The sequence below is a fragment of the Herpetosiphon gulosus genome (assembly GCF_039545135.1).
Classification (GTDB): domain Bacteria; phylum Chloroflexota; class Chloroflexia; order Chloroflexales; family Herpetosiphonaceae; genus Herpetosiphon; species Herpetosiphon gulosus.
Map to the genome: position 1 here is coordinate 95333 of NZ_BAABRU010000005.1, position 12090 is coordinate 107422.

9 protein-coding genes are annotated in these 12090 nt (G+C 49.6%); 2 read left to right on the top strand and 7 right to left on the bottom strand.

The features are described from left to right. Positions 1-117: 117 nt before the first annotated feature. From ABEB26_RS08075 to pabB, 7 genes are all read right to left on the bottom strand, one after another. Positions 118-2682, bottom strand: a complete 2565-nt coding sequence (locus ABEB26_RS08075) for a polynucleotide kinase-phosphatase (protein ID WP_345721460.1) — start codon at positions 2680-2682, stop codon at positions 118-120. A gap of 12 nt (positions 2683-2694) precedes the next feature. Beyond that, a complete protein-coding gene (locus ABEB26_RS08080) occupies positions 2695-3591 on the bottom strand; it encodes a nucleotidyltransferase domain-containing protein (protein ID WP_345721461.1) in 897 nt (298 codons plus the stop codon). Further along, positions 3581-4963 (bottom strand): 3' terminal RNA ribose 2'-O-methyltransferase Hen1, encoded by a 1383-nt coding sequence (locus ABEB26_RS08085; protein WP_345721462.1) that lies wholly within the window; start codon positions 4961-4963, stop codon positions 3581-3583. Before ABEB26_RS08085 ends, ABEB26_RS08080 begins: the two co-directional genes overlap by 11 nt. Before the next feature lie 114 nt (positions 4964-5077). Further along, positions 5078-6103, bottom strand: coding sequence for an STAS domain-containing protein (locus tag ABEB26_RS08090; RefSeq protein WP_345721463.1), 1026 nt, complete (start codon positions 6101-6103; stop codon positions 5078-5080). After that, positions 6081-7097, bottom strand: a complete 1017-nt coding sequence (locus ABEB26_RS08095; RefSeq protein ID WP_345721464.1) for a terpene synthase family protein — start codon at positions 7095-7097, stop codon at positions 6081-6083. The genes ABEB26_RS08090 and ABEB26_RS08095 overlap by 23 nt, the downstream gene beginning before the upstream one ends. Positions 7098-7173: 76 nt before the next feature. Beyond that, positions 7174-8163, bottom strand: coding sequence for a terpene synthase family protein (locus ABEB26_RS08100; protein ID WP_345721465.1), 990 nt, complete (start codon positions 8161-8163; stop codon positions 7174-7176). Between the two features lie 292 nt (positions 8164-8455). Beyond that, on the bottom strand, positions 8456-10210 hold the full coding sequence (gene pabB, locus ABEB26_RS08105; protein WP_345721466.1) for an aminodeoxychorismate synthase component I: 1755 nt from the start codon (positions 10208-10210) through the stop codon (positions 8456-8458). Between the two features lie 98 nt (positions 10211-10308). On the opposite strand from pabB, the gene trpC reads away from it, so the two are divergent. Continuing rightward, complete coding sequence (trpC, locus tag ABEB26_RS08110) at positions 10309-11136, top strand: indole-3-glycerol phosphate synthase TrpC (RefSeq protein WP_345721467.1); 828 nt, start codon at positions 10309-10311, stop codon at positions 11134-11136. 178 nt (positions 11137-11314) lie between these two features. Beyond that, positions 11315-12031, top strand: coding sequence for a carbonic anhydrase (locus tag ABEB26_RS08115; RefSeq protein ID WP_345721468.1), 717 nt, complete (start codon positions 11315-11317; stop codon positions 12029-12031). Positions 12032-12090: the final 59 nt, after the last annotated feature.

The window sequence follows — 12090 nt, forward strand, 5'->3', positions numbered from 1 at the left end:
TTCGTGCTCTTCGTGTCCTTCGTGGTTACAAAAACTGATCCCTAATCCCCTCAGTTTCTTTGCGCCTCTGCGTTAAACTTGCCTTATGTTCTATATTCTTTGCTCTATGTTCTCCGACTACAACCTTGGGTCGATTGGCTCGCTCTCAAGCGCTAGCACCCCAAAAACGCATTCATGGACGCGGCGCAATGGCTCACGATTGACAAAACGATCAAGCGCCTCGAGGCCTAAGGCAAATTCGCGCAATGCCAACGAACGTTTGCTGCTTAGTCCGCGCTGGCGCAAACGCTCCAAGTTTTCGGGCAAATCGTATTCAGGGCCATAGATGATGCGTAGATATTCAGCGCCCCGACATTTAATTGCTGGTTGGACGATGCCACGCGAATTCTGGACCACCCATTGTTTGGGCTTGATGACGATGCCTTCGCCGCCTGCTGCCGTCAGTTTTTGCCACCATGCGATCGTTTGTTCAACGCTAGCTTGATCGTGTAAATCGACCACGCGATAGGGCGTTGCCAGCATCAAGCGCGGCTCAGCCTCGGCCAAAGCCGCCAAGGTTTGCATATGCCATTCATGATCGCGATCGTAAAACGGGCGTTGCTCACAAGCCAAGAGATGAAACGGTGCTAGTTTTAAATCATCCAAACTGCGCACAGGCCAGCAATAGTGTTGGTAGGCCTCAACATAGCCTTGCACCGCCTGCTGCCGCAATTGGGTATGGGCAATCAGGGCTTGTAACTCGACCGATTCGGGCATGCGCGTGACCGTCTGGCGTAAAGCGGCTTGGGCTGCGCTCATGCTAACGGTGGCAGCGGCTCCTACGGGCGCATATTGATTTTGTATCAAATCATGCGCTTTGGCCGACCACGGCAGCACTTCACAATCCAAGGCAAACCAGCCTGAATCGAAGCTTTCCCACCAATTAAGCTTGGTGATGGCTTGTTGCAGCCGTTGCAGAAAAGCCATTTCAAGCTCAGGATCGCTAAAGAAGCGTCGCCCAGTGCGGGTATAGCAAACGCCAATCTGCTCGCCAGCTACGCCAAAACGCTCACGAGCAACCTCGCTGTTGCGGCAGATAATCACAATTGCCCGCGAACCCATATGCTTGGCTTCGCACACAACTTCGTTGACCCCCGCCCGCCGATAATATTCCAAGGCTTCGACAGGATGCTCCAAGAAACTGCCAAGTTGGCTGGTTTCTGAGGGCGACATGGTTGGTGGTAAATAGATCAGCCATTGTGGCTCGATAGCAAAACGACTGATCACTTCCAAGGCGGCGCTGGTTTGTTCTTCGCGCAAATTGATTTGGTTGATTAAACTAGTGCTAATTTGCAGCTTGCCTTGAAAATCGCTCAAATCGAGCACTTGATCATGGGCTTGTTGGGCTGAAAGTTGGGTCGCATTCATTTCTAAAGGCCGTTTTGGGATGGCATATTGAGCAAAAGCTGGAACGCGCACAAACTCACGCTCGGGATAGCGCAGCGCAGTCAGTGCTCCGCCAAAGGCACAGCCAGTATCAATATCAACCGTGTTGTTAAGCCATTCGGGCTGGGGAATTGGTGTATGCCCATAAACCACCAAGCCCTCGCCGCGATATTCTTTGGCCCACGGATAGCGCACTGGCAAGCCAAATTCATCGGTTTCGCCCGTAGTTTCGCCATACAAGGCAAATTCACGCACGCGCTTCGACATGCGGCCTTGTAATTCTTGCTTCATGCCAGCGTGGGCTACCACCAATTTTCCGTCATCAAAAATGAGATGGCTAACCAAGCCTTCGATAAACTGGCGGACTGTTTGGCGAAAATCTTCATCAGTTTCAGCCAAAGCTTGCATGGTTTCGGCGAGGCCATGGGTTTGTTTGACCTTGCGTCCAGCCAAGGCCCGCGCTAATTTATCGTCGTGATTGCCTGGCACACACAAGGCTGCGCCTGTTTCAACCATACTCATCACCAACCGCAACACGCCAATTGAATCTGGCCCGCGATCAACCAAATCGCCGACGAACACTGCGCGGCGGCCAGCAGGCGGCGTGACCGTAAAGCCATAATTATGGCCTGGCGTGAGATTAATGCTATAGCCCAATTCTAGGAGCAAGCGCTCAAGTTCAGGGTAACAGCCATGCACATCGCCAATAATATCGAAGGGGCCATGCTCAGCTTTACGGTTGCTCCAAGCGCGTTGGCGCACAATTTCAACTGCATCAACATGCTCAGGCGTAACGCTATGTACCACCCGAAAGCCTTCATCGTGCAATGTGCGCAGCGAACGCCGCAAATTATCGATCTGACGCTTGACCACAAAATCGCCAAAATCGCGATTGGGGCGGCCTAAATTGCGCTCCAAACAAACTCGTTCAGGCGTATGCAACACAATCGCCACGGGCCAAACGTGATAATGGCGAGCCAAGGCCAGCAAGGGTTTCCGCGCTTCAGCTTGCACATTGGTCGCATCGATCACGGTCAAACGGCCTAAAGCTAGGCGCTTGGCGGCAATTGTATAAACCAAATCAAAGGCATCAGCTGAGACCGATTGATCAGTTTCGTCATCGGTGAGCATTGCGCGACAGGCATCGGACGAAATAATTTCGGTTGGCTTGAAATAACGCTGTGCAAAGGTCGATTTGCCTGAGCCAGAAGCCCCAATCAATACTACCAACGACAATTCAGGTATTCCTAGTTCCATAACACCAGCTCCTTAGTCCACTTGGGTGCGGCGCACTTGGAGCAACCAAGCATTCGCCGCCGCTAGATCGGGCAAAATTGGTAGTTTGGTTGCGGCATAGGCTTGTTCAAATTCGGCATGGAGGGCAATTCGCCAACGATTAATCACATCCCATTCCAATTCGCCAGCCCGAATCGCCATTAGCTGATCGTGTTCGGCAAGGTGGCGCAAACGTAATTCGCCATGGCGTAAGGCATGGATGCCGCTCAGCAACAAGCGAATCAAATGCATCACATGTTTCCAGCGTAGGCTACCGTTGGTGCGTAAATCGCGCTCAAGCAGGCGAAATTGGGCCAACACATAGCTATTATGGCTTTGGTAAATGCGACTGGTCAGTAGTTTATGGCGCATCGCGCGTAGCTCCAAGGCCAAGGGCGAGGCATGCTCAACCAGATCAGTATACAAACATTCAAGGGCATTCGGATTGGCCCGCAACAGTAAATTCAAAAATTTTTGCACTTCCCAATAGTGTTCTTGAGTTTCGCTCAATTCATATTGTTCGGGCACACTTGCCAAGCCCCAATGAACAGATGCAGGTGGCACAAAAAAGCCACGCCAATCAGTATCCGATTCGGGCGTATCCAAGCCATAAGCGCGTGAGCCAACCACACAACGATACTGAATCCATTGGCGGTTTTCAGCCAGTTGCGGTTGCTCCAAACTCAATAAAGGGTCATTAAATTGCTTGCGTAGGCCAAAATCTTGGCGGGTGAGTTGCAAAATTGTGCCATCAACACAGCGCACCGTGTAATATTCGCTATGCTCGCAGGGTGTTGCAACCACTTGGGCCACGCTATGTTTGGCCTGATTCTCGATTTTGCGCAACAGCACCACGTGGGTTCCGAGCGCCAAATGTAGTTTAGGTTGCATCTTCAAACACCCCCAATTGCGACGGCGCACCATGATAGGGATCTTCTGGCCCCAATGGCTCAATGCTGACGCGATAGTTGTAACTTGCTGCGACCCGTTCGGCCCAAGCCGCAAACTCAGCCCGCGTCCATTCAAAGCGATGATCGCGGTGGCGCAGCTGGTCGGCGGGCAAGCTTGGAAACAATTGATTGTACTCACGGTTGGGCGTGGTCACCAGCACTAATTTCGGGCGGGCAAAGCCAAACACGGTTTGTTCAAAAGCCGCCAAATGCCCAAGCTCAAGATGCTCCAAAACTTCGACGATTGCGGCGGCATCGAAGCCTTTCAAACGAGCATCGCGATAAAGCAATGAGCCATGCAGCAAGCTCAAGCGTTGGCGTTGACGTTCGGGCAAGCGTTCGATCCGTTGCTGCAACATTGCCAACGAGCGGGTGCTCAAATCCATGCCGACGACTGCGTTGAATTGATTATCTTTGAGCAATTCGCGCAAGAGCTTGCCTTCGCCACAACCCAAATCAAGAATTCGTTGTGCTCCACTGGCTTTTAAGCGTTGCACAATCACGCTATGGCGCTGAGCATGCAGGCTTTGACGTTCGCTTGGTTCGCTCACTTGTTCCTGATCTGGCTCGATTTGGGTTGTTGTTTCAGGCGCAACTGCTTGCAACAAATGCTCAAGCGCAGCACTGGTAAGGCTTTTTTGATAGCGCAAATAACGGGTTGTAATCAACTCGCATTCTGGATGTTGCGCCAACCACCCATCGCCTTTGCGTAACAATTTGCTCACCTCGTCATTGCCAATCCAATAGTGCTTAGCATTATCTAACACAGGGATGAGCACATATATGTGCGTGAGCAGTTGTTTAACCGTGAGATTGGCACTTAATTTGAGTGAGAGATAGCTATTCGTTGGATTATCGTGCGCAATTGGCTCGGCGCTAACCTGATAGCCCAACGGCTCAAACAAGCGTTGAATTAAGCTTAAACCGGCCTTCGCCCGCACTGCCACAACTGGCAACTCGACAGTTAGCGGCAACACCAAATCGACCAACTCTGGGCGTTTTTTGCAAACTCCAGCCATGGCGCTCGAAAAAACATCACCCATCGCCACACATAGCAACGATGAAGCCACATACGGTCGATCGTTGACATATTGGCTAAGCATGCCCTCGCCGCCACGATTGCCGCGCACCAATGCCACCGGATCAACCTCAAGCAACAGGGCGATGGTACAGCGCTCGTCGTTAGCTTCGGGGTAGAAAATATGGGCCGAGCCAAAGGGCAAGGGAAAGGTTTGCACCCGCTCAGGATGCTTATGCAAAATAAAGCCCAAGTCGGTTGCAGGCGTGTGGGTGGTCGTTAATGTCAGTAGCATCAGCAGGCTCCCTCTAAATCCATCTCGGCATAATGGCTATTTAACCACAAAAAACCCTCTTGCAATCCATCGCAAGAGGGAAGCCGCGATTCATCATTCGACCGACAGGCAGCCTTAGCCAAGCATCAACTGCTTTTCGCTGACACCAAGCAATTGCATTGCATCGCTTGGGCTACGGGCAACGCGCAGATCTTCGCCAAACGAAATCCCCAAGTTGGTCAGAATCATCGCCATCGAGGCCGAAATCCCACAGAGGATCACTTGGGTTCCTAGTAATTTGACCGTTTGAATCGTTTGAGTCAGCAAACCGCAGCCATAGGTATCAATATGGGCAATGCTGGTAACATCGAGCACAACCGCGCGGGCACGCTGCTCGTGAACTCGTTTCAACAAAGCTTCGCGGAAGGTATCGATCCGTTGATCATCGAGGTGACCAACAATCGGCGCATAAATCACATCGTGGGCTAATTCAGTAATTGGCACTTCGAGATCAGCAATTTGCTCGCGTAATTGTTTTTCCAACTCGATTTGTTTTTTTAAATCACCATTTGTCGAGAGCAAAATTTCATTTTTAAGCGCCAAAGCAGCATTGGATTCAGTAATCGAATCGATCATACTAATCAGGCGCTGATTGAATTGCCACAACAAAAAGCCAATAATAATAAAGATCCCGATAATCACTGCTGCATTTAGATAGACAAACCATGACAAGACTTGATATTCTTTAAATGGGCTAAACAAGCCAGCAAAAAAAGCTACAATACTGCTACTGATTGAAGTGACAACAATCGTGCCTTTTTGTTCATTGGAAATATATTGTAGCCCAGTAATTGCCACAATTAATGGGGTAAACATATAGCCAGTTGATAAAACTGGCTGAATCAAGGCCAACATAATCGTTGAAAATAGTAAGCTTGCCCCAATCGACCAAACAACGGTTGTATTAGTATAATTATCGTAACCATACCACATAAAACCACAGATGAGCGCATTTACTCCCATAATGCTACTAACTATTAAAAGAACTGTATTTGATAATACAGTTCCTAGGCCCATAAATGCTAACCCAAATACGCCAATGATAACCGTCAATGAAATAACAACCTGTAACAGGCGTTCACGCACAATACTGAGATCCATGGGATTCCTCGGTAGATGTCTGGTAACGAGAGGTCATAGTAGACCAATCGTGGTTTGCTCGCATCCAGGTAGCTAAACCATCGACAAAGCGATACAAACTTGGTGAACAAATCTCAGGAGCCAGTTTATCGAGCATAATGCGTTCGCGAGTGAATTGGTTGATTGTATCATTATGCAAACGGGCGACATAATTTAATGCTTCGCCGATTGGTAATTGATGTTGGGCATGTACGAGATACACCAAATTTTGCCAATCGCCAGCTAATAATTCTTTGCGCAACGAAATAATATCATTTGAGTAGAACACTACCCGATTAACATATTCACACAAACGCCGCACCATTGGATGCAACCGTACTTGTGGATGCAGAAAATCGTTATTGCCAAATTCAATCAAGGCTAAGCACAAATAGGTGCCACTGGTATATAAACGTTGCATGGCATAGGTTTTTTGGGTTGGAATATAGCCTTGGGCACGATTATTGGCTTCCCATTGCACCGCGGCAAACGATTTGCGCAATGAATCAAAAAAGTAGTGTTGCCAAGCTTCGGGCGAACCTTGCACCAGCCGGCTGGTTACATCGCCCATCGCTTGCACAATTGGCAAATCGTGGCGCTTGGCGGGTGAACCTTTGAGCACCTTGATCAAGCGTTGTAGCAAGATGGCCATTGCTCCAGCATCGTGCTCACGGCCAAAGCGATCTAATTGATCATCTAGGAGAAAGAGGCTGGTACTCCAATCGGCAATGGTTGGCATGCGTTCAGCCAGCGCATTCGGGTATGCTCGCGCCATCAACGTACCATAGCCACGTTGGTTAAATGAGATCCGCGTTTCCAAATCATCAAGCAAGCCAAAGCTATCAGCCCAAGCTTGGGTTGAGGCTTGAATTGCAACTGCATCGGGATGAATCGCCGCTGGAAATGGACAATAGAGCACCGGAAGATCACGAGGCATAAGCGTGGCTAAGTGATGCAATGTAGTACGGGTTGGCATTGAGTCAATCTCCTAGATGCTTGACAAACCTAATACAAGATGGTTGCTTCTCAAGCAAATAATTCATCTCTACTTTTCATGCAGCATACGACAATTCGGTAAGTTTAGTAGCATAACGGCTGGTAATATCCGACCAATCATAATTTCCACGCATCAATGTCATCATACCGTTTAATACTTTTTGAAGTGCCACGCTACAATTTTTCAGTTGAGTGTTGGTTGTTATAAATTGTTGAACACAGTGATTATGCTCGTTAGCGACAATTTCTAAGGCTTCTGGAATGCTAATACCACGCTGCAATGCAATAATTGCTCCATAATTATGCCAATCGCCTTGGCGTAATTCCTTTTTGATTGAAACAAGATCATTGCATAAGCTCAGTACAAGGTTTGTCCAATTTTGTAGATTGCGTAAGTCGATTGATTGACGTTCAGTGGCGGTTAAATAACTTGCATTCATAAATTCAATAAAAGCAATATAGATCGCAACAGCGCTAGTAAATTTACGATAGTGCAAGTATTCAATTTCGCTTGGAATAATCGAATACAGCCGATTGTGGGCTTCCCATTGATTGCCAATAAAATAATCGTCAACCTGTTGGGTAAAAACCTCAAACCATGCCTGTGGGGCCAGCGCCCGCATCCGACCCATAATATCAGCGAGGGCTGTAACTAGCAGTGGTTCGTCGGCAGCAACCGTGGCTCCGCGAATAACTGCCCCAAGCCGATTGTGTAAGCGAGCTAAAGCTTGAGGATCATGGCCAATTCGCGCTTCATCACATTGATCATCAAGCTCAAACAGCCAAGCATTCCAATCGCTGATAATTTGCAGCCGCTCAACACTCGCATACGGATAACAACGGGCAATCAACAAGGTATAGTTGTAATCAAGAAAAGCCTTACGTCGCGCTTCGCTCAATAAACCTTGTTCAAGCACCCATTTAGTCGTCTGCTGTTGAACCTCCGCTGCCAATGGATGGATTTGCGAAGGAAACGGAGATTCCAACCTTGGAATGGTTGTTGGAACCGTTCTCGCTAATTGTTGTAGGTGTGCTGTATTTGGCATAACATACCTCATCTACACGTTCTACACTGGCTACCATCTGCGCTTCTCACGGCGACACATGGCGAGTAGGTTAAATTACCTTGGTACTACCTTAATCTATCCACCTAACCTATGTCTATCACCCAAAGCGCATTCTTTAGTCCTCTCTTTGATCACCGCTATAGGTGAATCAGTTAATAGCTACTTAGCTACACAAATGTACACACATATCGCGATTATATGAGTATAAAGTGATATAACACATCGCGTTATACCACTTTTGACTATACCTTTAGTACTAGTACCTAGGGTGTTATTCGCCTGAAATGGTAACTTCTGTAGTAGTTAACTCAACTAATACCCAGCCGCGAACACTGTTAATCATCCAAATTTTGCTGGCCGCCCAAAGATCGGCTAGGACTAAAGTACGTTCTTGGATTGCTCGTTGTTGCAATAATTCGGCACGATAGGTTCCGGCCAATAAGCCAACTTCGACTGGGGGAGTCCAACGCTGGCCATCAAGTTCAAGCACGAGGTTGCCTCTGGTAAATTCGGTCAATTGTCCATGCTCATTCCACAGTAATACATCAAAATCTGCGGGGGATTGTTGGGAGTATTCGTCATACAATCTGCGGTTAGTCGTTTTGTGGTATAGGAAGCGGTTCTGGGAGTTAACCGCCGTAGCAGCTAAACTAACCTTTTGGCCATCAGCGGTCGCAATTAATGGACTGCTAGCAATGCTAATCTCACCCGCATAGGTGAGGTTCAAACGTACTCGCAGCGCAGTTGAGCAGCCATGGCTATGCTGATTGAGTGCATTTAGCACGGCTGTTTGGTCGTAGATAAAGCCAAAGTAGGCCGCCGAATCGTGCAAACGCCGTAAATGCTGCTCAAGCAACCAGTAACGCTGACCATCCCAACGTAGGGTCTCAATCAGATCAAATTGGGGCCAGCGCTCGGTCAATAATTGGGCTTTGAGTTGGGCTTCAGCATATTCGTCATCGGCCTGCGAATCCCAGGTAATGCCGCCGCCCACACCATATTCGGCCTGCTGGCGTTGTTGGTCGATCCAGACGGTGCGAATTGCTACATTAAAGGTGGCGCTGCCATCAGGCCGCAATATGCCAATTGCCCCACAATAGACCGCCCGTGGATCAGCCTCGAATTGGCGAATCAGTTCCATGGTTTTGACTTTGGGTGCACCAGTGATCGAGCCACAGGGAAAGAGCGCTTGCAGAATATCGAGTAGGCTGGTGTTGGGCTTGGTTTTGGCGGCTACGGTTGAGGTCAGCTGCCAAACCGTGCGATAGCGCTCGAGTTCGAATAAACGTGGCACGCCAACGCTGCCAATCGCCGCAACTCGTCCCAAGTCGTTACGCAATAGATCAACAATCATCAAGTTTTCGGCGCGATTTTTCTCCGAGGCCAATAATTGACGCGCCAAGCGTTGATCTTCTTCGGGCCAACGCCCGCGCGGAGCCGTGCCCTTCATTGGTTTGGTGGTCAACCGTTGATCGCGCCAATCGAAAAAGAGTTCGGGCGAAGCTGAGAGAATTTGATACTCGCCAAGATTGAGGTAGGCACAATAATTGGCAGCTTGAGCCGCCCGTAAATCATGATAAAAGGCCAGTGGATCGCCGCTAAACTCGGCTCGTAACCGCAAGGTATAGTTAACTTGATAGGTTTCGCCTTGGGCAATCGCCGCATGAATCGCCGCGATCGCTTGGCGATAGTGTTCAAGGCTAATTGTCGGTTGCCACGGTGAGAGTTGATACTGCTGCGCCGTCGGTTCAACCACTTGGGGCGCAGCAAAGGCTGCAAACCAGACCAACGGCAACGCTGCTGGCGGATACGATTGCAGGGCCGAATCAAAGGCCACTGCCGCCTCGTAGCTCACATAGCCAATCACATATGCCCCTGCTTGCGCCGCTGACTGAGCGGCTTGAATCGTCGGAAGCACCTCGGCGCTGGTCGTCGCTTGGTAGATTGCCAAGGGTTGACGAAACTCCAACGCTTGGGGCTGACCAGTTGCATCGGCGAAATCAAAACGCCCATAAATCGCACTCACGAATTGTTGCCTCCCAACAATAAAGCCAATTGGCATAGCCCGCAACGATATGCTACTCTAGCGGCATGCACACCGGTTTCTAGCCCATGAGGTTTCTGATGACTGCGACAATTCTAGATCAGATTTTTGCCCATAAACGCACCGAGGTCGAGCGCCAAAAATTGAAGATTCCCCAAGCGAAACTTGAACAACAACTTGGTACTGCCCCAAAGCCGCGCAGCTTGCGCCAAGCCCTGCGCCAACCTGATCGGATTAGCTTGATCGCCGAGGTCAAAAAGGCTAGTCCATCCAAAGGGGTCTTTTTAGAGAATTTCAACCCAACTGAGCTAGCTGAAACCTACGCCAGCAATGGGGCGGCGGCGATTTCGGTGTTAACTGATGTGCGCTTTTTCCAAGGCAGCTTAATCTATTTACGCTCAATTCATGAGCATCTCGATAAATTAGGCTATGCCACGCCCTTGTTGCGCAAAGATTTTCTCTACGATCCCTACCAAATTTATGAGGCCCGCGTATCGGGAGCCGATGCAATTTTGTTGATTGTGGGCATGCTCGATGATCAAACGCTGCATGAGTTGTATCAATTAACCTATGGCTTGGGCATGGAAGCCTTGGTCGAGGTACATACTGAGGATGAGATGACCCGTGCTCAGGCGCTCCAGGCTCAAATCATTGGCATCAACAACCGCGATTTGCATAGTTTTAGCGTTGATCTTGCTACCACCCAACGGGTTAGCGCTAGTTTGCCTGCAATCGGCGATCCTCAGCGGCCTGTGTTGGTCGCCGAAAGTGGCATCCATGGTCCTGAGGTGCTGCCAACCTTGCGCGAATGGGGCGTTGATGCCATTCTCGTGGGCGAATCGATTGTGCTGGCCCCCGATCATGCGGCCCACGTCCGCGCCTTGAGCCAGAACGAACATAGAGCGTAGAGTAAGGGCGCGTTTTGATCCACGAAGCGCACGAAGAACGTAAAGGCCGAAACCACGAAGAGCGCGAAGGGGCGCGAAGGGGTCAGGTTTGGGTTATCGGTGCTTAGCTAATTATTCGTGTAATTCGTACAATTCGTGGTTAAAAACTGACCCCTGACACCTATCTAGAAGGAGCATTATGTCCGAGTTTCCTGATGAGAATATTGATCGCCGCCTGCTTGATGCGATTCGTGGGCGAGCCTCAATGGAAGATATTGCCAACCTACGCGGGCCTGAGGTTGATACACCAGCAGCGGCAATTGAGGCCTTGAAACAGGGCAACGAACGCTTTTTTAGCGGCGAAACCCAACGCACGGTGGTCAGTGTCAATCAACGCCGTTCGCAAATTATTAGTCAAACGCCATTTGCGGTAATTCTGGGCTGCTCGGATAGCCGCGTGCCGCCACAAATGATTTTTGATCGTAATTTGGGCGATTTGTTTGTGGTGCGGGTGGCAGGCCAGATTGTTGATCCAGCCACTCAAGGCAGCATCGAATATGCGATCTCGCATCTTAAGTGCAAATTGATTGTGGTGATGGGCCATGAAGGCTGTGGCGCGGTCAAGGCTGCCTTGGCTAGTGACGAACAGATTGCCAAAGAATCGGCCAACATTCGCTACCTGATCGAACAAATTCGACCAGTTTGTGAGCGCTTGCCAGCGATTCGCGACGAAAAAGCTCGCATGCGCGAGGCCGTGACCCAGCATGTTCGCGCCCAAGTCGCTCGTTTACGCCAAAATCCGGTTGTCCAAACCTTCGAGGCGGCTGGCACAATTGCGGTGATTGGGGCATATTATGAAATTGGCAGTGGCGCTGTCGATTTCTTTATCAGCCCCGAAGAACTGGCGGTTGATTAGTAGCGAGCAGAAGAACATAGAACATAGAACATAGAGCATAGCTGTAATGGTTCATGCCC